This window comes from Paraburkholderia sp. RAU2J (genome assembly GCF_003634845.1).
In the GTDB taxonomy this organism is placed as follows: domain Bacteria; phylum Pseudomonadota; class Gammaproteobacteria; order Burkholderiales; family Burkholderiaceae; genus Paraburkholderia; species Paraburkholderia fynbosensis.
Map to the genome: position 1 here is coordinate 542,296 of NZ_RBXG01000002.1, position 25,518 is coordinate 567,813.

Genomic DNA, 25,518 nt, shown 5'->3' on the forward strand with positions numbered 1-25,518 from the left:
GCGAGTTGCGGACTGGCGGCAGCGGGGACAGGGGACGCAGTGTGGGAACGTCATTGGATGAAGGGCAGGGCGTGAAGGAGTCGGGCGATCCGCACGCATCGATTGCCTCGATCGCGCCCGGCGAGCGGCACGTCGCGAGGCCGTTCACGGGCACCGCCGCCGTGATGCAGACGCTCGAGAGCGACTTGCGCCGGCATGTGCGCGGCGAAGTGCGTTTCGATCAGGGGTCCAAAGCGCTGTATGCGTCGGATGCGTCGAACTATCGGCAGATTCCGCTCGCCGTCGTCGTCCCGACGGATGTCGACGATCTGCTCGCCACGCTCGCCGCGTGCCGCCGCAGCGACGTGCCGTTTCTCGCACGCGGCGGCGGCACGTCGCAAAACGGCCAATGCGTGAACGTCGCGGTCGTGGCCGACGCGAGCAAGTACGTGAACCGCGTCGTGTCGGTCGATCCTGTCGCGCGGGTGGCGATCGTCGAGCCGGGCGTGGTGTGCGATACGTTGCGCGATGCCGCCGAGCAGCACGGCCTCACCTTCGCCCCCGATCCGGCGACGCACAGCCGCTGCACGCTCGGCGGCATGATCGCCAACAACTCGTGCGGCGCGCATTCGGTGATGGCCGGCAAGACCGTCGAAAACGTCGAGGCGCTGGAAATCGCGACCTTCGACGGCGCACGCTTCTGGGTCGGCCCGACATCCGATGACGAACTCGAACGCATCATCGCGGCGGGTGGCCGTCAGGGCGAAATCTACGCCGCGCTCAAGCGTTTGCGCGACACGTACGCCGCGCAGATTCGCGCGAAATTCCCGCAGATCAAACGGCGCGTGTCGGGCTTCAATCTCGATCAATTGCTGCCCGAAAACGGCTTTAACGTCGCGCGTGCGCTGGTCGGCACGGAGGGCACGTGCGCGGTGACGTTGCAGGCGAAAGTGCGGCTCGTGAAAAGTCCGGCGAAGCGCGTGATCGTCGTGGTCGGCTTCACGGACATCTACACGGCGGCGGATGCCGTGCCGCATTTCATGCATTGCGGGCCGATCGCGATCGAAGGTCTCGACCGCGCGATTATTCGCGGCTTGCAGGCGCGCGGTCTGAAGAAGGACGAAATCGCGTTACTGCCGCCAGGCGATGCCTGGGTCGTACTCGAATTCGGCGCGGAGACGCAGGAGGCAGTGCTGCGCGACGCGCAAGCCGCGGCCGCGTATTTCTCGTCGGGCAGCGCGGGGCCGAACGTGTCGGCGCTGCTGGTCGAAGACCGCGTGTTGCAGGCGAAGGTATGGTCGATCCGCGAGACAGGTGCGTCGGCGGTGGCGTTGTCGGTCGATGCGGGCGCGCCCGATCCGGTGGTCGGCTGGGAAGATGCGGCGGTCGATCCGCTGCGCCTCGGCGATTATCTGCGCGCGTTCCAGGCGCTGGTTGATCGTTACCGCTACGAGACGAGTCTATACGGCCATTTCGGCGATGGCTGCGTGCACGCGCGCATCACCTTCGATCTGCGCAGCGCGCAAGGCGTGTCGACATGGCGCGAGTTTCTGCGCGAGGCGGCGGAACTGGTGGTGGAATTCGGTGGCTCGTTGTCGGGCGAACACGGCGACGGCCAGGCCAAAGCCGAGTTTTTGCCGATCATGTACGGCCCCGAACTGATGCAGGCCATGGAGCAGTTCAAGGCGATCTGGGACCCGGCCAACCGTCTGAATCCGGGTAAGGTGGTACACGCGTATCGCGCCGACGAAAACCTGCGGATAGGCCCGGCCTACAAACCGGTGACGCTGCGAACGAAGCTGACATTCGCCAGTCCGGAAGGCGGCGGGTTCCAGCGCGCGATCGAGCGATGTATCGGCATGGGCAAGTGCCGCTCGCTCGACGGTGGCACCATGTGCCCGAGCTATCGCGCGACGCGTGAGGAGAAGTACTCGACGCGCGGCCGGGCGCATCTGTTCTGGGAGATGCTGCAAGGCGAGGTGATCGCAGACGGCTGGCAAAGCCGCGAAGTGAAAGAAGCGCTCGACACGTGCCTCGCGTGCAAGGGCTGCAAGTCGGATTGCCCCACGCATACGGACATGGCTTCGTACAAGGCGGAATTTCTTTCGCATTACTACGAGAACAATCGCCGGCCGCGTCAGGCCTTGTTCATGGGACGGATCGGCGAATGGGCGCCGTGGGCGTCGCGCGTTGCACGTCTGACGAACTTCATGACGACGGCACCGGGTCTGTCTACGATCGGCAAATGGGTCGCTGGTGTAGCGCAGGCGCGCGCGTTGCCGCAGTTTGCCGGGACCACGTATCGACAGATCGCGCGGCGCGCTCCGCAAGCTGCGCATGACGCTCGCGACGGCGCGAAGAAAGTCATCCTCTGGGTGGATACGTTCAACGATCACTTTACGCCCGAAATCGCGCAAGCCGCCGCCGATGTACTCGAGCAATTAGGCTGGCACGTCGTGCTGCCGAAGAACCGCCTGTGCTGTGGACGTCCGCTGTACGACTTCGGCTTGCTCGAACGCGCCCGCGAACTGCTCACGCACATTCTCGACAGCCTCGCGGACGATATCGCCGCCGGTGTGCCGCTCGTCGGTCTCGAACCGGGTTGCCTGTCGGTATTCAAGGACGAACTACTGAAGCAACTGCCGGGTCACGCGTTGGCCAAGCAACTGTCGGCGCAAACTTTTCTGTTCTCCGATTTCGTCGCGCGCCAGCCGTTCGACTGGCCGACGCTTGCCGCCGACGTGATCGTCCATGGGCATTGCCACCAGAAGGCGCTGTTCGGCATGCAAGGCGATACCGCGTTGCTGAACAAGCTCGGTGTGAAGTGGAAGCTGCTCGATACGGGATGCTGTGGGATGGCCGGATCGTTCGGCTTCAACGCGGAGCATCACGCTTTGTCGCTGAAGATCGGCGAAGACAAGCTGTTGCCGGCCGTGCGTGAAGCGGCCGCGGCGAATCACGAAACGATCGTGCTGACCAATGGATTCAGTTGCCGTGAGCAGATCGAGCAGGGGACGGGGCATCACGCGCTGCATATCGCGCAACTCGCGCAGCGGGCGTTGGCGGCGCGCCTAGTGTGATCGGCAGCATACGCGCGCGAAGGCGCATTCAGGCGCCGCGCGCGCGACCTATTTCTTCGTCGATTCGATGGTGACCGGCGTCTGCGGGATGTCCGCGCTGGTCGCCATCCACAACACCTCGGCGTCTTCTTCGCTGGTGGAAACCGCGGCATGGCCGGTGCGGCTGTCGAAGTACAGACTGTCGCCGGCGTTCAGATGCGTCGGCGCGTATAGCTCCGAATAGAGGCACACGCTGCCGCTGATCACGTATAGAAATTCTTCGCCTTCGTGGCGGCCCCAGTCGTCGAAGGCGTCGAGCGTGTGCGCGGAAATGCGGATGCGAAACGGCAGCATCGCTTTATGCGCGAGGTCGGTGGCGAGCAACTCCATCTGATAGCCACGGTACGCGTGGCGCTGGCCTTCGTTTTTGCGGGTCAACGCGCGGCGGCCGCTCGCACTCACCTTCGGCGTGGAGCCGAACAGCTCGCCGATTTCGATCTTCAGCCCGAGGACGATTTTCTGCAACACGTCGAAAGTGGGGGACATCAGGCCGTTTTCGACTTTGGAGAGCGTCGAACGGGAGACGCCGCACAGGCGGCTCGCGGTTTCCAGCGTCAGGTCCTGCGCCTGACGGGCGGCGCGCACGCGCCGGCCGAGGTCGGTGGTTGACGGGTCGGCGGGTTTGCTGAGATGGGTGTCCATGGGGCTGCTGCTTTTTCGGGTACGCGCTTCACGGTGGCGGGTTGTGTTTCCGATAATAACATTCGGCGTGAGGGGCGGAATCGAATTGGCGGCGCGCGCACCTTTGGCGGTGCTCTTGGCTAGGGCGTGGAAGGGCTGGAACGCCCACGCGCTTTTCCCATCGGAAACATCAAGGACTGTGCCGGCACAATCATCGACACCGGGTGTAGCGGCGGCCTCTTCCACGCTACCGGGCGCGCCGCCTCTCACCTCTCAAGGACAAACTGCAGGTCGCCGGCTCTCGAGCAGCAAGCGGGAGCCGCTATTTGACGGCGGCCACGCAATCGATCTCTATGTCGAAATGGCCCGGCCAAGCCGGTACGTTGACGAAAATTCGCGCTGGTGGATCGACTGGAAAATAACGTTTGTATACAGCGTTGACTGCGGCGAACTTCTCGACCGAAGTGCAGTAGACGTTGCACTTGAGTACGTGCGCCAACGACGAACCGGCCGTCTCCAGACATAGTTTCATCTGCTCCAGAACCAGTTCGGTTTGACGCTCGATTGGCGCGTCGATCACCTCACCGGTCGCAGGATCGAATGGCGGAAAGCCGGAAACGTACACGGTGTCGCCGTGGCGCGTCACGGCGGACGTGGGTGCCTTCCAGTTATCCAGGTAGGTGGACAGCGGTTCGACGCGAATGATTTCACGAGCCATCATTTTCTCCATCTGAAGGACTGTGCATGGCATCACGCACGGTTCTGGAACAGGTCGTTGAGTTGCGAGCCGGCCGCGGCGCCTTCGAAGCCGTCGAAGCGACCGTCGGCCAACGCTTGCGCGGCATGCATGAAGCCGCCCCATGCGGCGCGGGCGAGCGCACCGCCGACGCTGATGCGCCTCACGCCGAGCGCGGCCACGTCTTGCACAGTCAAACTCGACGTCGATCCGATCAGCAGGTTGACGGGTTTTGGCGCCACGGCCGCAACCACTGCTTCGATCTGCTCGCGCGTTTGAATACCCGGTGCGTACAGGCAATCGGCGCCGGCTGCGGCATACGCCTTCAGACGCGCGATCGCATCGTCGAGGTCGGGCTTGCCGGCGAAGAAGTTCTCCGCGCGGCCGATCAGCAAGGTATCGCCGCCCGTTTCGTCGATCGCGCGGCGCGCCGCGCTAATTCGCTGAACCGCGATGTCGATCGGGAACAGCGCGGCGGCGGGATCGCCGGTCGAATCTTCGATGGACAGACCCGCCACGCCGGTCTCCACGGCCAGCCTGACGCTGTCGGCGACGTCGGCCGGCTCGCGGCCAAAGCCGTTCTCGAAATCCGCGTTGACGGGCAGGTCTGTCGCTTCGACGATCTCGCGCAGATGTGCGAGGATCGCATCGCGCGGCAATGTGTTGTCGGCGTGGCCGGTAGACCAGGCAAAACCGGAACTGGTGGTGGCGACGGCCTGGAAGCCGAGTGTCTGCAGATAGCGGGCGCTGCCCGCATCCCACGGATTGGGCAGCACGAAACAACCGGACGTATGCAAGGCGCGGAAGGCGGCGCGTTTCTCGGCGATGGTGCGGGACATGGTGTGTCTCCTGGAAATGGGAAGCCGTAGCTCCCGTATCGATCGGGGCACTTCGGGATTGACCAGTAGGAAGTTTATTACTGTGCGCTCGACTTGAAGAAAAGTCGGCGATGTTCGCATTGCCGGGTCCCGCTGTGCGGACTAATTTACAGCGTGGACATTGTGGACATTGTTGCGCGCGTTTGCCTCAGTGCTCAGGCAAACGCCACTGCTGTCATGGTTCGCGGACGTCAGGCGAGATCAGGTGGAGGCCAACGAAGGAAGCAAAGCAGCGCCCGTACTCGCGGGCATAGCAAAGGACGCTGTATTGCGGCATCTGGCGACGCGACAACACGCAAGCAATGAGCCGGCGACGAAATGACGAAAAAACGAAGCGCTCTCACTCCATGCGCCGCGCAGTACACAAGAAACACGAAAGCGGATCATGCGTTAAAAAGCATGACCCGCTTCGCACTGGGCACGAGAAAAAGCAATGCCCGATCACTGCCCCGGACTCACACTCCCCGCATTCCCGCCCGCTTGCGACGACCCCGTCGCCGTCGTCCCATAGCCGGTCGTATTGGCCTGAGCCGTCGCATTCTGCGCGGCGACACGCGCTTCGGCCGCCTGAATATCGGCGGGATAGCTGGAGTCGGTGGACTTGCCCGGCTGGTATCCCGCCTGCTCGATCTGCTTGAGTTGCGCCTTGACCTCCGCGCGTGTGAGCGGCTGCTCGGATTGAGCGAACGAGGCCGCGGGCGCAGCAAGGACAACTAACAGCGCCACTGCCTTGACTAGCGATTGCATGATGCTTCCCTCCGGGATTGTCTATGCGGCACCGAGATTTTCAGCACCATTGGACGGAGTTTAGGAAGCGATTAATCGAACGGAAACCACCAGGGCGTTAATTCAGTATTGCATCAAACAATAAGTCGGCGCGCTGTAATGTGCCGTGTAAGAGGCAAGAAAATCCGTCACACGCCCTTGCGCACATCGACCCGATAAGCAGTCACTTGCCTGTAAGTATCACCGGGCCGCACGATCACCTCGTCCTGGCCGGCCATATTGACCTGGTTCGGAAAACCGCCTGCTTCGAGACACAATCCCGCATGACGTTGATACCTGACACCACCGCGTCCCACGTCGCCATTCAGAAAGTTGCCCGTATAGAACTGTAAGCCGCGCTGATCTGTCGACACGGTCAATTCGCGTCCGCTGCCCGGATCGTATGCGCAGGCCACCTGACGCAGCGGCGGCGCGCCGTCGCCCGCCTCGGCGCCGGCTGCGTCGCGCAGCACGTAGCAATGATCGAAGCCGCCGGCCCTCGCGAGTTGCGTGTGCGGCCAGTCGAGGCGCCCGCCGATCGGCGCGCTTTGCCGGAAGTCGAAGGCATTGCCCGCGACCTCGGCGAGCTTGCACGGAATCATCCCGGCGTCGACCTCGAAGAACCGCTCGGCGTCGATCGACAACACGTGGCCGCGAATGTCCGTTCCCGGCTTGCCCGTCAGATTGAAGTACGGATGACTCGTCAGATTCAGCGGCGTCGGCGCGTCGGTAATCGCTTCGTACTCGATGATCAGCGTGCCGTCGTCGTCGAGCGAATAGCGCACTTGCGTCGTGACGTTGCCTGGAAAACCGGCATCGCCTTCCGGCGACTCCAGGCGCATCAGCAACGCGCCGTTGTCTTCGCTCACGTCCCACAGCGCGCGATGAAAACCCACGCTGCCGCCATGCAGCAGGTTCGCGCCTTCATTGCGGTCGAGTGTGTACTCGATACCGTCGAGCGTGAAGCGCGCATCGGCAATGCGGTTCGCCCAGCGGCCAATCAGGCCGCCCATGTACGTCGTGGCTGCAACGTATTCGGCGGGAGTGTCGTGGCCGAGCAGAATATCGCCGAGACGTCCGGCGCGATCCGGTGCATGCCAGGAAACCAGCGTCGCGCCGAGGTCGCTGATGGCGACTTTCATACCGTGCGCATTACGCAGCGTATAGAGCCGGACCCGATCGCCGCCCTGCAGGGTGCCCCATGGCTCGGAAGAAAGTTGTGCGATGCTGATCATGTCGTCGGTGGAAGGAAAGAGTAAAGGCATGCTCAGCCGGGCGCGGCCGTCGAATTCGCGCGCTCCTGGTATTCGCGCGGCGTACAGCCGAGTTCACGACGAAATACCGCATACATGTATTGCAGCGACGTGAAGCCGCAACGAATCGCCACTTCCGCGCTCGACGCATCGCGCCTCGCCAGCAGCGCCTTCGCGACGTCGAGCTTATGGCGCAGGATTTCCTGATGCACGGTGCACTTGCGTTCGCGCCGGAAGTACTCTTCGAGCGACGAGCGCGACACGCCCACATAGTCGGCCACCTGTTCGGTGCGAATCCCCTGGCACGCGTACTGGCGGATGAAGTGCCGCGCGCGCATCACATATGGGCTCGCGAGCGGCTGATGCCCCGTCGATTCGAGCACGTTGATGCCGACCGGCGGCACGAGAATGCGCCGCCCCGGAAAACGCGCGCCGTGCAGCATCTGATGCAACAGGTGCGCGGCAGTGCGGCCCATTTCTTCGGTGCCCTGAATCACGGACGAGAGTGGAATACGCGTCAACGTGCGCGTCAGCGGATCGTTGTCGATGCCGATGATCGCCACTTCCTCGGGCACCGGAATGCCCGCGATCAGACACGCTTGCAGCAGATGCCGCGCGCGCGCATCGGTCACGGCGATGATGCCGACCGGCTTCGGCAGTTGCCGCAGCCACGCGGTGAGTTGCTCGGTCGCCTGGTTCCACGACGGGGCGCTGGTCGACAGGCCGCGATAGACCTCGCTGTCGATCTGCGCGGCGCTGCGTCCGTCGGCGTGGCGCAAATGGGCGAACGCGAGTTCACGCTGCTGCGCCCAGCGGTTTTCCTGGGCCTGCGGCAGGCTGTACAACGCGAAGTGTTCGAGGCCCGAGCCGATCAGATGCGTATAGGCGAGCGACACGAGCTTGCTGTTGTCGGTCGCGATATAGGGTAAGTCCGGAGGGTAATGCGCCGGATCTTCGAACGACGAGCCGACCGCGACCACCGGCAGCGGACAATCGCGCAGCGCTTCGCCCACGGCGGGGTCGTCGAAATCGGCGATGATGCCGTCGCCGTCGAAGCGCTCGATGCCGGTCAGCCGGCAGCGAAAATCTTCTTCGAGGAAGAGATCCCACGCCACCCGCGTCGACAGCAGGTAGTTGCCGATACCGGTGATGATCTCGCGGTCGTAGACCTTGTTCGCGTTGAACAGCAGCGCGATCCGATGGGACGTCTGTGGTGTTTGCGGACGGGGCATGGCGGTGAGCGGCGCGCGGATCGTCAAACCCACGGCCTTTGTCTCCTGTTTAGCGGGCGCTTGAGTGTGCATTAAAGGCAGCGCCGTTTTTAAGCGTCCGGTTATTCTAGGCCGCGAATCGTGCGCCGGTGCGAAACAAACGCGCGGGCGGTAAGAAACATCAAGCGCGCTGCGCAATTTCGCAATTGCCGATGCATCGCGCACGCGGCAGCATGGCGTCACCTTGGTCGACCGGCATGGCGGCGGCTACGGGTTGCAGTGCAACATAAAACTGGAGACGCCGATGTCCTACTTCGAACACATCCCCGAGATCCGCTATGAAGGCCCGCAATCGGACAACCCGCTTGCATACCGCCATTACGACAAGAGCAAACGGGTACTCGGCAAGACGCTCGAAGAACATCTGCGCCTTGCGGTGTGCTACTGGCATACCTTCGTCTGGCCCGGCGTCGACATTTTCGGGCAGGGGACCTTCAGGCGTCCGTGGCAGCAAGCTGGCGACGCAATGGAACGCGCGCTGCAAAAGGCCGACGCCGCGTTCGAGTTCTTCTCCAAGCTCGGCACGCCGTACTACACGTTTCACGATACCGACGTTGCGCCCGAGGGGGCGAGTCTGAAGGAATACAGCGAGAACTTCCAGCGCGTCACCGACTATCTGGCGCGCAAGCAGCAGGATACCGGCATCAAATTGCTGTGGGGCACGGCCAATCTGTTCTCGCATCCACGTTACGCGGCGGGCGCGGCGACAAGCCCCGACCCGGACATCTTCGCGTTTGCCGCGACCCAGGTGCGCCACGCGCTCGACGCTACGCAACGGCTCGGCGGTGAAAACTATGTACTGTGGGGCGGCCGCGAAGGCTACGACACGCTGCTCAATACCGACCTCGTGCGCGAACGCGAACAACTCGCGCGCTTCCTGCGCATGGTGGTCGATCATGCGCACAAGATCGGCTTCAAGGGCTCGCTGCTAATCGAACCGAAGCCGCAGGAGCCGACCAAGCATCAGTACGACTACGACGTCGCGACCGTGCATGGTTTCCTCCTGCAATACGGGCTGGAAAGGGACATTCGCGTGAACATCGAGGCCAATCACGCCACGCTCGCGGGCCATTCGTTTCATCACGAGATCGCGACCGCTTACGCGCTGGGTATCTTCGGCAGCGTCGATGCGAATCGCGGCGATCCGCAAAACGGCTGGGATACCGATCAGTTTCCGAATAGCGTCGAAGAACTGACGCTCGCGTTCTACGAGATTCTCCGGCACGGCGGCTTTACGACCGGCGGCATGAACTTCGATTCGAAAGTGCGGCGCCAAAGCGTCGATCCGGAAGATCTGTTCTACGGCCACATCGGTGCGATCGACAATCTCGCGCTCGCCGTCGAGCGTGCGGCGGTCTTGATCGAAAACGATCGGCTCGAACAGTTCAAGCGGCAGCGCTACGCGGGCTGGGATGCGGAACTCGGCCGCAAGATTCTCTCGGGCGACTATTCCTTGGCGACGTTGGCGACGGATGCGCTGGCGCGCGACCTGAACCCGCGGCATGCGAGCGGTCAGCAGGAGCGGATGGAAAACATCGTGAATCAGGCGATTTATAGCGGACGCTGAAACGCATCAGAGTGTGAGCAATAAAAGCAGAAGCATCACATAAAAAATCGCGCGGCCACGTCGACCGCGTGAAAGGGGAAGCTTTGGGTTGACCCTTGTCCGGTCTTGTCGCTCGCAGCGCAAGCCGGCCAATCCGGTATGCCGGGTAATACAACGAAACCATTTTTCATGGGACCGGCGTAAGTGCTGAAGCACTCACTCCGATCGAAAAAAAGGAGACAGTCATGCAATTCAAAACACGTCGTCATGTCCTGAGTTCGCTCGTATGCGGAGCCGTACTCGCCAGCCTGTCGCTCGCCGCGCCGCTCGCGCACGCCAGCAAGGATCATCCGGAAATCGGCTTCTGTATCGACGATCTGCGCGTCGAGCGCTGGTCGCGCGATCGTGACTATTTCGTCGCTGCAGCGGAAAAGCTCGGCGCGAAAGTCTCGGTGCAATCCGCCGACGCGAGCGAAGAACGCCAGATCTCGCAGATCGAAAATCTGATCTCGCGCGGCGTCGACGTGATCGTGATTGTGCCGTTCAATTCGAAGACGCTCGGCAACGTGGTTGCGGAAGCGAGGAAGGCGGGCATCAAGGTCGTGTCGTATGACCGCCTGATTCTCGATGCCGATATCGATGCCTACATCTCGTTCGACAACGAGAAAGTCGGCGAAATGCAGGCCCAGGGCGTCTATGCCGTGCGGCCGAAGGGCAACTACTTCCTGCTCGGCGGCGCGCCGACCGACAACAACGCGAAAATGCTGCGCGCTGGCCAGCTCAAGGTGCTCAAGCCCGCCATCGACAAGGGCGACATCAAGGTGGTCGGCCAGCAGTGGGTGCCGGAGTGGAGCGCATCGACGGCGCTGCGCATCATGGAAGATGCGCTGACGGCGAACAACAACAAAATCGACGCGGTGGTCGCTTCGAATGACGGCACCGCCGGCGGCGCGATCCAGGCGCTGGCGGCGCAGAATCTCGCGGGCAAGGTACCGATCTCGGGCCAGGACGCGGACCTCGCAGCGGTCAAGCGCGTGATGGCCGGCACGCAGACGATGACGGTCTACAAACCCCTCAAGCTGATCGCGGGCGAAGCGGCCAAGCTCTCGGTGGCGCTGGCGAAGGGCGACAAGCCGGCGTTCAATGCGCAATACGACAACGGCAAGAAGAAGGTCGATACGGTCCTGCTGCAGCCGATCAAGCTGACGAAGGCCAATGTCAACCTCGTCGTGACGGATGGCTTCTACACGCAGGCGCAGCTCGCGAGCCAATAAGACGGAAGACGGGCGCGGTGCGATTGCCACGTTTTCCGGGCCATGGGGCCCGGGGGCGTGGTCGAGCACCGGCTCACCTTGCAGCGAGGCAATAGCGAATGACGCAACCTCTACTGACGATGCGCGGCATCGTCAAAGCTTTTTCGGGCGTGAAAGCGCTCGACGGCATCGACCTGACGGTCTCGCCGGGCGAGTGCGTCGGCTTGTGCGGCGAAAACGGCGCCGGCAAATCGACACTGATGAAAGTGCTGTCCGGCGTGTACCCGCACGGTACCTGGGATGGCGAAATAACCTGGGAAGGCGTGCCGCTCAAGGCCGCCGGCGTGCGCGATACCGAACGCGCGGGCATCATCATCATTCACCAGGAGTTGATGCTGGTGCCGGAGTTGTCGGTTGCGGAGAACATCTTTCTCGGCAATGAGATCACGCTGCCCGGCGGCCGCATGAACTACGCGGCGATGTACCAGCGCGCCGACGAACTGCTGCGCGACCTCGGTATCAGCGGCATCAACGCCGCGCAGCCGGTGATGAACTACGGCGGCGGTCATCAGCAGTTGATCGAAATCGCGAAAGCGTTGAACAAGCGCGCGAAGCTGCTGATCCTCGATGAACCGTCGTCCTCGCTGACTTCGTCGGAAATCAGCATTCTGCTCGACATCGTGCGCGATCTGAAGCGGCGCGGCATTGCCTGCGTGTACATCTCGCACAAGCTCGACGAAGTGGCGGCGGTGTGCGACACGATCAGCGTGATCCGCGACGGCCGCCATGTCGCGACGGAACCGATGCATGCGCTCACCACCGACCGCATCATCTCGCTGATGGTGGGCCGCGAGATAAAGAACCTGTTTCCGCGCGAGCCGCATCCGATCGGCGACGTGATCTTCGAAGCGCGCAATGTCACCTGTTTCGACGTCACCAACCCGCGCCGCAAGCGGGTGAACGACGTGTCGTTCGCGCTGCGGCGTGGCGAGATTCTCGGCGTGGCGGGGCTGGTGGGCGCGGGCCGCACGGAGCTGATGCAGGCGATCTTCGGCGCGTATCCTGGCGTGAGCGAGGCGAGCGTGCTGATGGACGGCAAGCCGCTGAGAATTCGCGCGCCCGACGACGCGATTCGCGCCGGCATCGCGATGGTGCCGGAAGACCGCAAACGCCACGGCATCGTGCCGGGGATGAGCGTCGGCCACAACATCACGCTCGCGGTGCTCGGGCGGTTCGCCTCGGGTGGACGGATCGACTCCGCCGCCGAACTCGACACGATTCATACGGAGATGAAGCGGCTGTCGGTGCGCGCCGCGCATCCGATGCTGTCGATCGCGAGCCTGTCGGGCGGCAATCAGCAGAAGGCGGTGCTCACGCGCATGCTGCTGACCGATCCGAAGGTGCTGATCCTCGACGAACCGACGCGCGGCGTCGACGTCGGCGCGAAGTACGAAATCTACAAGCTGATCTTTCAACTGGCGCAGCGCGGCATGTCGATCGTGATGGTGTCGTCCGAAATGCCCGAGGTGCTCGGCATCAGCGATCGTGTGCTGGTGATCGGCGAAGGCGAGTTGCGTGGCGACTTCGTCAACGACGGCCTCACGCAGGAGGACGTCCTCAGTGCCGCGATCCGTCCCGTGCAGCGATTAACGAACCCTACCGCAGCGAGTGCAGCATGACGCCCGACGTTACTTCCCAACGCGCCGACAACCCCACGCCGCGAGGCGCATTCGGCGGCCCGCAGCGTATTCAGCAACTGTTCGCGCGGTACAAGATTCTCGCGTTGCTGATCGCCGTGGCCATCATCTGGATTTTCTTTTCGGCGCTCACGCATGGCGCGTTCGTCACGCCGCGCAATCTGTCGAACCTGCTTCGGCAAATGTCGATCACCGGCATGCTCGCGTGCGGCATGGTGTTCGTGATCATCGCCGGTGAAATCGATCTGTCGGTCGGCTCGCTGCTCGGTCTGCTCGGTGGCGTCGCGGCGATCCTCGACGTCAACCGGCACTGGCCGATCGGCGTGACCGTGCCGGTGGTGATGCTGCTCGGCGTGCTCGTCGGCATGTTCAACGGCTGGTGGTCGACCTACCGGCGGGTGCCGTCGTTCATCGTCGGGCTCGGCGGGATGCTCGCGTATCGCGGCATTCTGCTCGGCGTGACCGGCGGCTCGACGATCGCCCCGGTGTCGGACAGTTTCGTGTTCGTCGGCCAGGGTTACTTGCCGCGCCTCGCGGGCGACACACTCGCAATCGTCCTGTTCGTGCTGCTCGCGTTCCTGACGATCCGGCAGCGCGCCAATCGCCAGCCTTATCAGTTGCGGGTCGTGCCGATCTGGCAGGACATCGTCAAGGTGGTCGGCGCGGGTGCGATTCTGGCGGGCTTCGTCGCCACGCTCGATCGTTACGGCGGCATTCCGGTGCCGGTTCTGCTGCTGCTCGCGCTGCTCGGCGTCTTCACGTGGATCGCGACGCAGACCGTGTTCGGCCGGCGCATCTATGCAGTCGGTTCGAACCTCGAAGCGACGCGTCTCTCGGGCGTCAACACGAACCGCGTGAAGCTGGCGATCTTCGCGCTGATGGGACTGATGTGCGCGTTCGCCGGGATCGTCAATACCGCGCGGCTCGCGGCCGGCTCGCCGTCGGCAGGCTCGATGGGTGAACTCGACGCGATCGCCGCGTGCTTCATCGGTGGCACGTCGATGCGCGGCGGCTCCGGCACCGTGTACGGCGCGTTGATCGGCGCGCTGGTGATGGCGAGCCTCGACAACGGCATGTCGATGCTCGACGTCGACGCCTACTGGCAGATGATCGTCAAGGGCAGCATTCTCGTACTGGCAGTGTGGATCGACGTCGTGTCCGGATCGAACCGGCGCTGATGCGCTGAAGCTGAAACTGACAACCGCAGCGCTCACAGGGTGCGTCGCCCGACACACCCTGTATTTGAGCCCGCTGGCATCGTCAAGTTAGCGGCCATAGTTCGCGACCCGAAACACAAACAAAAATTTCTCTCGTGCTTCGGGCCGATCCGGCAGTTTTGCTCGAATTCCAAGAATCGGAAACAGGTTCTGAAATGTCCGTTACGTTGCGCGACGCGCCTTACCTACTATGGCGGGCCGTCGACCAGCGCAGTGCCGAACTCGACATCCTGCTTCAGAAACGTCGCAATAAGGCCGCGGCAAAGCGTTTTTTCCAACGCGTGCTCGCCGCGAGTCCGACGCTCCGCGCGAATCGTTACCGATGAGTTAATGAAACACCCCACGATTAACCCCTTCCCCGCATCAACCGCCTGATCCCCCGCCCCGCACCCCTCCGACTTGAACACGCGAATTTAAGTCTTCCGCCCGCCGCTCCGTCTTATTACTATTCCGCAAAAACACCGCCGCGCGCGCAGCCGCGCTTTCGCAGCTTCCTTGTCGCCGTGCAAGCTGATCGAGCCATGTCATGTTAAAGCGCAGAACGTTCCTGCTCGGCGGCGCCGGCGCGGTGGGCGCGTTGCTGGTCGGCTGGGGGGTGTTGCCGCCGCGTCAGCGGCTGAACACGTCGACGCCGCTGCCCACCCAAGGCTCGCAAGTCGCGCTCAACGGCTGGGTCAAGATCGCCGCCGACAACACCGTGACGATCATGATGAGCAAGGCGGAGATGGGGCAGGGCGTGCACACTGGCCTCGCGATGCTGCTCGCCGAGGAACTCGACGCCGACTGGTCGCGGGTTCGGGTCGAGGAAGCGCCGATCGACAAGATCTACAACAGCGTGCAGAACATCATCGACGATCTGCCGTTTCGCCCCGATGACGACAGCGCGTTCAAGCGCACGACGATCTGGTTCGCCCGCAAAGCGGTGCGTGAGGCCGGCACCATGATGACGGGCGGCTCGTCGAGCATCAACGATCTCTGGGCGCCGATGCGCGAAGCCGGCGCGTCGGCGCGCATGATGCTGATCGGCGCGGCGGCCGAGCAATGGAAGGTGCCTGCCGCCGAATGCCGCACGGAGAATGGCTACGTGCTGCAGGGGCCGGGCCATAAGGCGAGCTTCGGCGAGTTGTCGTCGATGGCTGCACTGCAAGCGTTCCCGCGCAAGGTGGAGTTGAAGAATCCCGCTGACTTCAAGCTGATCGGCCAACCCATCCGCCGCATCGAGGCCGCCTCGAAGATCAACGGCGCGGCGCGCTTCGGCATCGACGCGCTGCCCGACGGCCTGTTGTACGCGGGCGTCGTGATGTGCCCGACGCTCGGCGGCTCGGTCGCGCATTTCGACGAGACAGCCGCGGGAAAGATGCCGGGCTTTATCAAGGCGCTGGCCTTCGCGCCGTATAGCGGCGGCAGCGGCGGCGTCGCGGTGATCGCGGACAACCCGTATCGCGCGATGAACGCGGTCGAGAAGATCGACGTGACCTGGCACGATGGCGCCGCCGCGACCGTATCGAGCGCGGACGTGGAGAGGCGTCTTGCGCAGGCGCTCGACAACAGCGACGGCCACACCTACTTTCATCGCGGCGACGTCGATGCCGCCTTGAGCGGCGCGGCGCGTGTCATCGATGCCGAGTATCACGCGCCGTATCTCGCGCACGGCGCGGTCGAGCCGATCAATTGCACTGCGCAGGTCGCGGACGGCGTGGCCACCGTCTGGGTCTCCACACAAATGCCCGCGCTCGCGCGGCAGCACGTGGCCAAAGTGCTCGACATCGACGCCGACAAGGTCGACTTGCAGACGCAACTGCTCGGCGGCGCGTTCGGCCGGCGGCTGGAACTCGATTTCATCGTGCAGGCCGCAGTGATTGCGCGCGAAGGCGGCGGCTATCCAGTGCAGACCATCTGGTCACGCGCGCAGGATTTCACGCACGACTTCTATCGGCCCGCGTGCGTGTCGCGGCTCAAGGCCGGCCTCGACGAACACGGCAAAGTGCTCGCGTGGCGCAGCACGTCGGCGAGTCAGGCGATCGTGCCGGAATCGCTCGCGCGCTACTACGGCGTGCCGCGCATTCCCATCGACAAAACCACCTGCGAAGGCGCGTTCGATCAGCCGTACGAATGGCCCGCCGCGCGCGTCGCGCACAAGATCGTCGAGCTGCCGGTGCCGGTCGGCTTCTGGCGCTCGGTCGGCCATTCGCACCAGGCGTTCTTCACCGAGAGCTTCACCGATGAGCTCGCGGCCGCAGCCGGCCAGGACGCGATCGCGTTCCGCGCGGCGCTGCTCGCGGAGCATCCGCGCCACCTGGCGGTCTTGAAGCGTGTCGCCGAATTGTCGGAGTGGGGACAGCCGATGAAGCCCGCCGCTGACGGTGCACCGTGTGCGCGCGGCGTTGCGTTGCACGAGGCGTTCGGCAGTGTGGTCGCGCAGGTGGCGGAGGTGTCGCTCGGGCCGAAGCGGCAGATTCGCGTGCATCGGGTGGTGTGCGTGATCGATTGCGGACTGCCCGTGAATCCGAACCTGATCTGTCAGCAGATGGAAAGCGGGATCGTGTTCGGTCTGTCGGCCGCGTTGCAGGACGAGATCTCGATCGTCAAGGGCCAGGTGCAACAGAAGAACTTCGTCGATTTCCCGGTCGTGCGGATGAACGATTGTCCGGTGATCAAAACCGACATCATGCCGAGCCGGATGCACCCGCAAGGCGTCGGCGAGCCGGCCGTGCCGCCGATCGCACCGGCGCTCGCCAATGCCGTGTTCATGCTGACCGGCACGCGTTTGCGCACGCTCCCGTTGCGGCTCGAAAAACTGCCCGTAACGGCTTCGAATCCGCAAGGATGCAAGGTCGCGCCGAGACAGCAGGCAAGCAAGGGGGCACTGAACATCAACGGCCGCGCGGTGGCGGTGCACGCCGAGCCGGACATGCCGCTGCTGTGGGCGCTGCGCTGCGAACTCGGCATGACCGGCACCAAGTTCGGCTGCGGCGTGGGGATTTGCGGCGCGTGCACGATCCATCTGGATGACGCCGCCTGCCTCGCGTGTCAGACGACGATGTCTTGCGTGGGCTACACGCAGAAAATCACGACCATCGAAGGCGTGCAGGGCGCCGAAGCGCAAGCGTTGAAAGCGGCGTGGATCGATCTCGACGTGGTGCAGTGCGGCTATTGCCAAAGCGCGCAACTGATGGCGGCGTGCGCGCTGCTCAAGCGCATACCGAATCCGACCGATGTGGATATCGACGCGGCGATGTCGAACATCGTGTGCCGTTGCGGCACGTATCCGCGGGTGCGGGCGGCGATCCACCAGGCGGCCGCGAAGCGCCGGCTGGCTTAATGCCGCCGGCGCGTCCTCCGCAAAGACTGCGCGAGTGCCGGCAGATGCCGTACGGGCTCAATTCGCCAGCATCTCGACCACGGCGACCACCGCCGTGAAGATGCCGATACATCCGCCGAGTGTGGCTGCGCCTTGCATGAATGGCGACATACGTGACCCTTTAATGTGTGGTGGTATCGTCTATTTAACCGTAAATGAAAGGCAAAAGAAAGCTAATCAAAAATAATTCGTAAGCATTCAGGGCGCTTTGGCCGCGGTTGCCGTCGCCGCGGTCGGTACGGTCTTCGCCGCGGGTCCTGTGGTCTGAGGCGCCGACACCGCGGGCGCGCTCTGCGCATCCATTTCCCATCCGCCGCCGAGCGCGAGGAACAGGTTGACCTGGTCGATCGCCACCTGGCCTTCCGCGGTCGCGACCTGAGACTTCACCGAGGTCAGCGTGCGCGTCGCGTCCAGGTCCGAGACGAAGGACTCGCGCCCGGCACGATATAGCCGATGCGTTTCATCCGCCGACTCGGTCGCCGACTTCAACGCGGCGCGCAATGATTCGGCGCGCGCGTAGTCGGAGGCGTAGGTCGCGAGATTGGTTTCGGTCTCGCGCAGCGCGGTCAGCACCACGCCGTCGAATTTCGCGAGCGCCACATCGCTCGACGCCTCCGCCTCACGCACGCGACCACGCGCGCCGTTGGTGGGGAAGTTCCAGTTGATCAGCGGACCGAACGCCCAACGCGCCGTGGGCAACGTGGGGATGTCTTCGAGAATCCCGGTATAGCCCGCTGACGCACCGAGGCTGATCGTCGGATACAGCGCTCCCGTGGCGACACCAATGCGCGCCGTCGACGCCGCCAGTTGACGCTCGGCTTCGCGCACGTCCGGACGGCGCTTGAGCAGCGCGGCGCCGTCGCCGACCGGAATCGGCTGGCGGATTTGCGGCAGCCGCTCGCAAGCCAGCACCGCCGGCGGCAGGTCGGACGGTGCGCGGGCGAGCAGCGCGGCGAGCCGATATTGCGCGATCTTGCGGCGCGCCGTGTAGCGCGGAATATCCGCCGACAACGTATCCACCTGAGTCTGGCCGCGCGTCACGTCGGGCTGGTTGCCACGGCCCGCGTCACGCAGACGCCGCGACACGTCCACGCGCTGCTTCTGCAAGCCGAGCGACTGTTGCGCGATCCTGAGTTCCTCGGCCGCCGAGCATTGCTCGACGTAAGAGCGCACCACGTCCGCCACCACGGTGATCCGCGCGAGGTCGCCGGCGGCCTGCACGGACTCGGTGTCCGCCTGCGCCGCTTCCACGCCGCGCCGCAGCTTGCCGAACAGATCGAATTCATACGAGATGCTGATACCGAAGTTACCCTCGTTGGCGACCGGCAGTTTCTCGAACAGCAGGTACTGTTCGGCCGATTCCTGCGCGCGCTGGACCTCCGCCGATGCCTTGCCGGAGAAGCCGCCCTGCGCCTGCGCGACGCCCAGCGCTTCGCGCGAGCGCGCGAGATTCGCCGCCGCGACGCGCAAGTCGGTGTTCGATTGCAGCGCTTCGTCGACGAGACCGTTCAGCACCGGGTCGTCGTACAGCTTCCACCACACGGTGGGCACGTTGCGGGTCGAGGTCAGCGCCGGGTCGGCGCCTTCGAGCGGCGCATTCGCAAGCGGTGCGTTGACGAGCGCCTGTTGCGGCAACGAATAGTTCGGGCCGACGGTCGTGCAGCCATTGAGCGCGACGGCGAGCGGCAACAGCGGCAGCAGGGGCCACAGCGGCAGAGAGGACAGGGAGGGCAGGCTTGGCGACAGCTTCATTGCGAGGCGCCCGACGAAACCGTGGCCGACGCCGGCTGCGTAGCCGACGCACCCGTCACCGCCGACGCAGTCGGCGCCGAAGCATCAACCGCAGCGGAAGCACCCGAAGCACCCACAGCACCGCGCCTCCTCACCGGCGACAGATCGCGCACCGACACCGTCGCGGTGCGGCCGGCGATCATCCGGAAGTCAGCGGGTATTTCATCGAGCGCGACGCGCACCGGAATGCGCTGCGCGAGCCGCACCCAGCTGAACGCCGGATTCACGTTCGGCAGCAGATTCGAGCCTTGTGTGCGGTCGCGGTCCTCGATGCCGGCGACGATGCTCTGCACGTGCCCGCGCAACGCGGCCGGCTCGCCCATTACCCTGATGTCGACCGGCTGGCCGATGTCGATGCCGCGCAGCTTGGTTTCCTCGAAATAGCCGTCGACGCGGAACGAATGCATGTCCACCACCGCGACCACCGCGCGGCCCGCCGCGACGAATTCGCCGGTACGCGGCGCGCGGTCGTTCAGATAGCCGTCGACCGGGCTCACGATCGTCGCGCGTTGCAGGTTCAGCCTCGCGGTGTCGATCGCCACGTTCGCATCGGCGAGCGCGGCTTCGCCCGCCTCGACGCGCGAGCGGCTTTCTTCCGCGACCTCGGCGGCGACCAGGTTGCCGAGCTTGCGGTTGCGCGCATCTTCCCGGCGCGCCTGATCGAGCGTCGCGCGCCGCTGCTGCGCGGTGGCCTGCGCCTGGCGCAGCGCGAGCGTGTAGCGGGCCTGGTCGATCACGAACAGCACCTGGCCTTGCTTGACCTGCTGGTTGTCCACCACCTCGACCGACGAGATCAGCCCCGAGATATCCGGCGCGACCTGGATCACGTCGGCGCGTACGTGTCCGTCGCGGGTCCACGGCGCGAACATGTAATAGGCGACGAGTTTCCACAGCACGAAGGCTGCCACCACGACCACGATCAGGGTCAGCACAATCTGACCGACGGAGAACCAGGTTTTTTTCACGTTATTAGTCTGTGCGAAACGACAACGACAAGACCCAGCACCAGCACGTAGATGCCGAGATCGAAGATGGAGCGATGCCAGACGAAGCGGTAAAAACCGACGCGTCCGAGCACCGTGCGGATCACCACGTTGATCAGATAGGCGACGAACATCAGCACGAGCACGGCCGGCACGAACACGCCGAAGATATCGATTTCACCGATCATCGCGGGGAGTCAGGAAGGTGGAACAGATGGCAGGACGGGCGCATCAGGCTGCGGTCTCCGGTTCGGGCGGCGTCGGTGACGTCAGCGTCGCCGGAAACAGCGAAAGACGCAAGCCGATCAGCGCGTGCAGCGCGTCGCGCAACTGGCGGGCCGAGGTTGGCGACGTGGCGGTGGGCGCCGCCGCGTTGGCGAGCCCCTGTGAGATCACTCGCGCGACCGCGGCATCGATCGACCGCATCAGGCTCTCGGGTACCGGCTCGCGCTTGCGGTGGTCGACGCAGGTCTCGTAGTAAGTACGCACTCCGTCGAGAACGTGGGCGATCGCCGCCGGTGCATCGCCGCCGAGTTTGTGGGTCAGGCGGCGCAGGTCGAGCGCGTTGAAACCGATGCGCAGATCGCGGAAGCTTTCGATCGACGGGTGGCGGTAATCGTCGGTGGCGGCCAGACGCGGGATCAGTTGCATCAGGCGGTCGAGCATGCGCGCGGCGAGATTGCGCGGGTCTTCGATCGGCAGCGTCGAAGCCGTGAGCGCGACGTCGGCCCAGCTCGAACGCAAGAGCCGCGACGCGGCGAGTTCGGCGCCGAACGGGCGCGTCACGCGGGTCCACAGGTACGCGTACAGCAGGCCGGCAAGGCCCGCGAGATTGGCGTTCATGAACGTGAGGAAGTTCGCGTCGTACGCGTCCTGAATGCTGATGAACGTAGCCGTGTTCACCGCGACCAGCACGGTCGCCATGTTGAACTGTGGACGCGGGATCAGCGTGCCCACCAGGATGAACGGCGCGGCGAACAGGATCACCAGCATCGGAAAGTCGTGCACGTGCGGCAGCACCGCGAACAGATAGATGCCCGCCACCACCACGCTGATGCCGGTGGCGAGGAAGAAGCGGAACACCATCGGTGCGGGTTCGTCGAGGGCCGCGAAGAAGCAGCAGGCCACCGCCGCGAGCGTCACCGCGCTGGCGCCGTCGTTCCAGCCCGAGCTGATCCACAGGCTGCACGCGAGCACCACGGCGAGTCCCGCCGACACGGTGGCGAACAGCATGATGCCGCGGTCGTAGAAGCGCTGGGTGCCGCCCAGGCGCCAGTGGCGGAAGTGCGGCCGCCACGAGCCTTCTTCGCGCGTGATGATGATGCGCAGCGAACGGCAGTCCTGCCACACGTCGATCACCTGCTTCATGCGCCACAGTGCGTTCGACAACAGCGCGCCGTCCCAGCTCGCGAGCGCGGCAGCGGGCGGGCGCATGGCCGCGATGCGCTCGCGCAGCGCGTCGGCGCTGGCGTCGGGATGATCGCCCTCGCTGACGGCGGGCAGCGGTTCGTTGAACCACTTGATCACATCGGCGAGCAGCGCTTCGAGCCCTTCGGGCCAGCTCTGGCGGCCGCTGTTGTAGAGCGCGATCAGCGGATCGGCGAGTGACGACATGATCGGCAGCAGCAGTTGCATGCGTCCGCGCAGTTCGTGGGCGCGCGCCAGCACGTCCGGCCGCGTGTGATCGTAAGCGAGCTGGCTCAGCAGCAATTCCAGACCGTTGATGGTGCTGGCGAGCCGCTGACGCGCGCCCGAGATCGCCGAACCGGCGATGCGCCCCGACAGCGTTTCGGTCGCATAGAACGCGGCGTCGCGAAACCACGCGTCGGTGCGCTCGATGATGGTCGGCGCGAGGCGGCTTGGAAACAGCGAACTGCCGACGATGCTCGCGCAGACGATGCCGACCGTGATCTCCTCGGTACGGCTGATCGCGAGGTCGAACACGCCGGCCGGGTTCATCACCGAGGGCAGCGCGATGATCGGCATCGTATAGGCGGCCAGCATGAACACGTAACTGCGCGCGGTGCGGTCGGATACCGCGAGGTAGAGCAGCGTGCCGGTCCACAGCGCGACGACCACGCTGAACAGATACGGCGATTCGACGAAGGGCGGCACCAGCAGCACGGCGGCCGCGGCGCCGAGCGCGGTGCCGAGCGCGCGATACAGCGCCTTCGAACGCGTTGCGCCGACGAACGGATTCGACACGATATAGACCGTGGCCATCGCCCAGTACGGCCGCGGCAGTTCGAACGCGAGGCCGATGTAGAGCGCAAGCATGGCCGCGGCAAAGGTCTTGACCGAGAACAGCCAGTCACGCAGGGTGGGATAGGCCATGTGCCGTTATGCCGGATCACCGGCGTGATGCGGCGCCGCTGCGTCTGCTTTGCCTTTGTTGGACTTGGGCGCTTTGGCGGCCTTGCGGGTCTTGCGAGTCTTGCGGGCTGCTGGCGGGAGCTTGGCCGGCGTTTGCTGGGGTTGTTGCGTGCGTTGCTTTTGCTGCGCGCGTTGAGCTTGTTGCGAGGCTTGCGCAGCTTGCGTGCGTCGCGCCTGTTGCGTCGGTTGGCCAAGCCGGGCGCGCTCGCTGCCGCTCTGCTCGACCCGTTCGGCCGCGTCGTTGGTGAAGGCATCGAGCACGCGCAAGGCCGCTTCGAGATCGCTGCGCGACACGCCCTTGAGCGCCTGCGCCCGCAACGTGACCAGTTCTTCTTCCATTTTCGCGGTGACAGCGCGGCCTTCATCCGTGAGCGCCACAGTTTTCGCGCGGCGGTCTTCGGGGTCTTCTTCCCGGCGCATCAGGCCCGCTGCGCACAGTTGATCGAGCAGCCGCACGAGCGAAGGCCCCTCGATGCCGACGTGATCGGCGAGCGTCACCTGGCGCACCGCCGCGCCGAGCCGGCTGGCGGTCAGGAGCGGTGTGGCGCACGCCTCGGACACGTTGAACGCCGCCAGCACGCCGTGGCTCGTGCGCCGCCACTTTCTGGCAGCGACAACCAAGGTGCTGCTGACGGTGCGGCGCAGGATGTCGAGATTTGGCATGCGCGGTATTGTATTTTCCAAAACATTCGTTAGCAACCTATTGAATTGGAAATTTTTCGCGCGGGGGAAGTTTGCGGGAGGAGTATGACGACGCTAACTGAATATAGAAGAGACGTGCGCCGTTGTTATTGGCTTGGCGAGTTGTTCAGTCAGATGGTCATGGCGTTCGCACGATCGATCGTGCGCCGCGGGAGGGCGAACCGCGGCGACGGTAAGGGCGGTCCATGCGCGGAGCATGAACGCATGCCGACGGCGCCGGTTGCAAAGGTATGCGAGTCGGGAAGCCGTCAGCACGCACCTTGCGGCATGGGGTGCCGCGCCCCGGCTATCACGCCGTGCTCAAGCCTCTCGCTCAAGCCGCGAGCCCGAGCCGTACGGTCCGCGCGAGATCGTCGAGTTGAAACGGTTTGCGCAGAATCGTGCAGCGCTTCACCGCCAGACCCGAAATATCCACGTCGGCATAACCGGTCGCGAGAATCACCGGCAAGTCCTCGCGCATCGCGCGCGCGGCGGCGATGACGTCGATACCGTTCATGCCAGGCATCGCGAAGTCGACCATCAGCAGGTCGGGCTTGTCGTCCTGCAGGCGGTTCAGGCCGGCCTGGCCGTCCGCGGCTTCGGTCACCGTATAGCCGAGCATTCTCAGCGACTCGACCAGCATGGCGCGCACCTCGCTGTCGTCTTCGACCACCAGCACGCGCTTCTCGCCGACGGCATTCGCTTCGGCATCGGACGCCGCTTCGGTCTGCGGGGCTTCGCGTTCGCGCAGCGGCAGCCAGAGCTCCACCGTGGTGCCCGCGCCTTCCTCGCTGAAGAGCCGCGCGGTGCCGCCCGCCTGCCGCGCGATGCCATAGACCTGACTCAGGCCGAGTCCCGTGCCCTTGCCGATCGGCTTGGTGGTGAAGAACGGATCGAATACGCGCGATACCACGTCGGGTGGCACGCCCGAGCCGGTATCGACGACTTCGACCACCACGTAACGGCCGTCGTCGAGCGTCGGGTCGGGTGCCGCGCGCTCGCGCACGCGGATCTTGAGCTGGCCGCCGGCCGGCATCGCGTCGCGCGCGTTGATCGCGAGATTGAGGATCGCCAGTTCGAGCTGATTGGCATCGGCCTGGGTCCACATCTCGCCGCTGTCGAACTCGTTGGTGTAGCGGATGCTCGACCCGAGCGATACCGTGATGATGTCGCGCATGCCATGCAGCAATGCGACCACGTCCACCGCTTTCAGATCGAGGTTGCTGTTGCGGGAGAAGGTCAGCAACTGGCCCGTCAGTTTCGCGCCGCGTTCGGTCGCGCGTTTGACGGTGGCGGCCATGCCGCGAATGCGCTCGTCGGCACTGACCCGCGCAATCAGTTCCGCGTTGACCATGATCACGTTCAGCAGATTGTTGAAGTCATGCGCGATGCCGCCGGTCAACTGCCCGAGCGCTTCCATCTTCTGCGATTGCACCAGCACCGCCTGCACTTTGGCGCGCTCGTGAATCTCCATCATCAGCCGGTTATTGGCGGACGCGAGCTCATGCGTGCGTTCGGCGATGCGGCTTTCCAGCGAATCGTTCAGCTGCACTAGCGCCGCTTGCGCTTCGATCCGTTCGGCCAGATGGCGGCGCGATTCATACTGCCGCGCGCGCGCCCGCAGTGACGAGGCCACTGCCCGCCGCAGCGTTTCCGAATTCAACGGACGTTCGAGCACGACCACGTTGCCGAGCCGTTCGAGCACTTCCAGCCCGCGCGCGGAGCGATGCCCGACGCGCGACGCGGCGAGCAGGATGAACGGGAAGTCGGACCACGTCGGCTGTCTTTCGAGCCATGCGAACAGGCGCGACGCATGGCCACCGGCGAGCGCTTCCTCGGCGATCAGCGCGGCGCCCGCGCCGGCGTCGAGCGCGGTGGTGAGCGCGTTGGCGTCGCGGCATCGCACGCACACGCGCTCGTCCTTGTGCAGGACTTCGGCGATCACCTCGGCGTCGCGGCCGAACGGCGCCAGGATGAGGACGCGTTGCTCCATG

General features: G+C 64.5%; 18 protein-coding genes and 2 pseudogenes. 8 read left to right on the forward strand and 12 right to left on the reverse strand.

Annotation, left to right across the window (positions count from 1 at the left end):
* Positions 1-41 precede the first annotated feature (41 nt).
* Positions 42-3,059, forward strand: coding sequence for an FAD-binding and (Fe-S)-binding domain-containing protein (locus tag B0G69_RS19875; protein WP_121320328.1), 3,018 nt, complete (start codon positions 42-44; stop codon positions 3,057-3,059).
* Between the two features lie 48 nt (positions 3,060-3,107).
* Here B0G69_RS19875 and B0G69_RS19880 read toward each other — a convergent pair whose 3' ends face one another.
* From B0G69_RS19880 to B0G69_RS19905, 6 genes are all read right to left on the reverse strand, one after another.
* Entirely contained in the window at positions 3,108-3,740 is a 633-nt protein-coding gene (locus B0G69_RS19880; RefSeq protein WP_042328876.1) for an XRE family transcriptional regulator, read from the reverse strand.
* Positions 3,741-4,041: 301 nt separating this feature from the next.
* Positions 4,042-4,449 carry a RidA family protein gene (locus tag B0G69_RS19885; protein ID WP_241991400.1) on the reverse strand — a complete coding sequence of 136 codons (408 nt, stop codon included), beginning with the start codon at positions 4,447-4,449 and terminating at the stop codon, positions 4,042-4,044.
* Positions 4,450-4,469: 20 nt separating this feature from the next.
* Entirely contained in the window at positions 4,470-5,294 is an 825-nt protein-coding gene (locus B0G69_RS19890) for an isocitrate lyase/phosphoenolpyruvate mutase family protein (protein WP_121320332.1), read from the reverse strand.
* Between the two features lie 480 nt (positions 5,295-5,774).
* On the reverse strand, positions 5,775-6,080 hold the full coding sequence (locus B0G69_RS19895) for a DUF4148 domain-containing protein (RefSeq protein ID WP_121320333.1): 306 nt from the start codon (positions 6,078-6,080) through the stop codon (positions 5,775-5,777).
* Between the two features lie 167 nt (positions 6,081-6,247).
* A complete protein-coding gene (locus B0G69_RS19900) occupies positions 6,248-7,333 on the reverse strand; it encodes an aldose epimerase family protein (protein WP_121323781.1) in 1,086 nt (361 codons plus the stop codon).
* A 32-nt stretch (positions 7,334-7,365) separates the two neighbouring features.
* Positions 7,366-8,583, reverse strand: a complete 1,218-nt coding sequence (locus B0G69_RS19905) for a DNA-binding transcriptional regulator (RefSeq protein ID WP_121323782.1) — start codon at positions 8,581-8,583, stop codon at positions 7,366-7,368.
* A gap of 283 nt (positions 8,584-8,866) precedes the next feature.
* Here B0G69_RS19905 and xylA point away from each other — a divergent pair, with 283 nt between their 5' ends.
* The 7 genes and pseudogenes from xylA to B0G69_RS41925 all read left to right on the forward strand — a co-directional run bounded on the left by xylA (position 8,867) and on the right by B0G69_RS41925 (position 17,657).
* Positions 8,867-10,189 carry a xylose isomerase gene (xylA, locus tag B0G69_RS19910; protein ID WP_121320335.1) on the forward strand — a complete coding sequence of 441 codons (1,323 nt, stop codon included), beginning with the start codon at positions 8,867-8,869 and terminating at the stop codon, positions 10,187-10,189.
* A 224-nt stretch (positions 10,190-10,413) separates the two neighbouring features.
* Complete coding sequence (gene xylF, locus B0G69_RS19915; RefSeq protein ID WP_121320337.1) at positions 10,414-11,442, forward strand: D-xylose ABC transporter substrate-binding protein; 1,029 nt, start codon at positions 10,414-10,416, stop codon at positions 11,440-11,442.
* Positions 11,443-11,540: 98 nt separating this feature from the next.
* On the forward strand, positions 11,541-13,100 hold the full coding sequence (gene xylG, locus B0G69_RS19920) for a D-xylose ABC transporter ATP-binding protein (RefSeq protein WP_121320339.1): 1,560 nt from the start codon (positions 11,541-11,543) through the stop codon (positions 13,098-13,100).
* Entirely contained in the window at positions 13,097-14,296 is a 1,200-nt protein-coding gene (locus B0G69_RS19925; RefSeq protein ID WP_121320341.1) for a sugar ABC transporter permease, read from the forward strand. The genes xylG and B0G69_RS19925 overlap by 4 nt, the downstream gene beginning before the upstream one ends.
* A gap of 191 nt (positions 14,297-14,487) precedes the next feature.
* Positions 14,488-14,677 (forward strand): annotated as a pseudogene (locus B0G69_RS19930) (DDE-type integrase/transposase/recombinase); the annotation flags it as partial.
* Positions 14,678-14,861: 184 nt separating this feature from the next.
* Positions 14,862-17,126, forward strand: a pseudogene (locus B0G69_RS19935) (molybdopterin cofactor-binding domain-containing protein); the annotation flags it as partial.
* The gene (locus tag B0G69_RS41925; protein WP_277873580.1) at positions 17,118-17,657 is read left to right on the forward strand and encodes a (2Fe-2S)-binding protein; all 540 of its coding nucleotides are present in this window, start codon (positions 17,118-17,120) and stop codon (positions 17,655-17,657) included. The pseudogene B0G69_RS19935 and the gene B0G69_RS41925, both read left to right, overlap by 9 nt.
* Before the next feature lie 237 nt (positions 17,658-17,894).
* Here B0G69_RS41925 and B0G69_RS19940 read toward each other — a convergent pair whose 3' ends face one another.
* The 6 genes from B0G69_RS19940 to B0G69_RS19965 form a co-directional block, all read right to left on the reverse strand.
* Positions 17,895-19,448: an efflux transporter outer membrane subunit gene (locus B0G69_RS19940; RefSeq protein WP_121320343.1), complete on the reverse strand. Its 1,554-nt coding sequence runs from the start codon at positions 19,446-19,448 to the stop codon at positions 17,895-17,897.
* Positions 19,445-20,452, reverse strand: coding sequence for an efflux RND transporter periplasmic adaptor subunit (locus B0G69_RS19945; protein WP_121320345.1), 1,008 nt, complete (start codon positions 20,450-20,452; stop codon positions 19,445-19,447). Before B0G69_RS19945 ends, B0G69_RS19940 begins: the two co-directional genes overlap by 4 nt.
* On the reverse strand, positions 20,449-20,658 hold the full coding sequence (locus B0G69_RS19950; RefSeq protein ID WP_121320347.1) for a DUF1656 domain-containing protein: 210 nt from the start codon (positions 20,656-20,658) through the stop codon (positions 20,449-20,451). The genes B0G69_RS19945 and B0G69_RS19950 overlap by 4 nt, the downstream gene beginning before the upstream one ends.
* Before the next feature lie 43 nt (positions 20,659-20,701).
* A complete protein-coding gene (locus B0G69_RS19955; RefSeq protein ID WP_121320349.1) occupies positions 20,702-22,804 on the reverse strand; it encodes an FUSC family protein in 2,103 nt (700 codons plus the stop codon).
* A 6-nt stretch (positions 22,805-22,810) separates the two neighbouring features.
* Complete coding sequence (locus B0G69_RS19960) at positions 22,811-23,506, reverse strand: MarR family transcriptional regulator (protein ID WP_121320351.1); 696 nt, start codon at positions 23,504-23,506, stop codon at positions 22,811-22,813.
* 352 nt (positions 23,507-23,858) lie between these two features.
* The gene (locus B0G69_RS19965; RefSeq protein WP_121320353.1) at positions 23,859-25,517 is read right to left on the reverse strand and encodes an ATP-binding protein; all 1,659 of its coding nucleotides are present in this window, start codon (positions 25,515-25,517) and stop codon (positions 23,859-23,861) included.
* Between the last annotated feature and the right edge of the window lies 1 nt (position 25,518).

What these genes read in the sequence shown, in the direction of transcription:
- B0G69_RS19960 (WP_121320351.1), bottom strand. Translation starts at nt 23,506, where the DNA reads ATGCCAAATCTCGACATCCTGCGCCGCACCGTCAGCAGCACCTTGGTT.
- B0G69_RS19965 (WP_121320353.1), bottom strand. Translation starts at nt 25,517, where the DNA reads ATGGAGCAACGCGTCCTCATCCTGGCGCCGTTCGGCCGCGACGCCGAG.
- xylG (WP_121320339.1), top strand. Translation starts at nt 11,541, where the DNA reads ATGACGCAACCTCTACTGACGATGCGCGGCATCGTCAAAGCTTTTTCG.
- B0G69_RS19885 (WP_241991400.1), bottom strand. Translation starts at nt 4,449, where the DNA reads ATGGAGAAAATGATGGCTCGTGAAATCATTCGCGTCGAACCGCTGTCC.
- B0G69_RS19895 (WP_121320333.1), bottom strand. Translation starts at nt 6,080, where the DNA reads ATGCAATCGCTAGTCAAGGCAGTGGCGCTGTTAGTTGTCCTTGCTGCG.
- xylF (WP_121320337.1), top strand. Translation starts at nt 10,414, where the DNA reads ATGCAATTCAAAACACGTCGTCATGTCCTGAGTTCGCTCGTATGCGGA.
- B0G69_RS19940 (WP_121320343.1), bottom strand. Translation starts at nt 19,448, where the DNA reads ATGAAGCTGTCGCCAAGCCTGCCCTCCCTGTCCTCTCTGCCGCTGTGG.
- B0G69_RS19905 (WP_121323782.1), bottom strand. Translation starts at nt 8,583, where the DNA reads ATGCCCCGTCCGCAAACACCACAGACGTCCCATCGGATCGCGCTGCTG.
- B0G69_RS19900 (WP_121323781.1), bottom strand. Translation starts at nt 7,333, where the DNA reads ATGATCAGCATCGCACAACTTTCTTCCGAGCCATGGGGCACCCTGCAG.
- B0G69_RS19950 (WP_121320347.1), bottom strand. Translation starts at nt 20,658, where the DNA reads ATGATCGGTGAAATCGATATCTTCGGCGTGTTCGTGCCGGCCGTGCTC.
- B0G69_RS19880 (WP_042328876.1), bottom strand. Translation starts at nt 3,740, where the DNA reads ATGGACACCCATCTCAGCAAACCCGCCGACCCGTCAACCACCGACCTC.
- B0G69_RS19890 (WP_121320332.1), bottom strand. Translation starts at nt 5,294, where the DNA reads ATGTCCCGCACCATCGCCGAGAAACGCGCCGCCTTCCGCGCCTTGCAT.
- B0G69_RS19955 (WP_121320349.1), bottom strand. Translation starts at nt 22,804, where the DNA reads ATGGCCTATCCCACCCTGCGTGACTGGCTGTTCTCGGTCAAGACCTTT.
- B0G69_RS19925 (WP_121320341.1), top strand. Translation starts at nt 13,097, where the DNA reads ATGACGCCCGACGTTACTTCCCAACGCGCCGACAACCCCACGCCGCGA.
- xylA (WP_121320335.1), top strand. Translation starts at nt 8,867, where the DNA reads ATGTCCTACTTCGAACACATCCCCGAGATCCGCTATGAAGGCCCGCAA.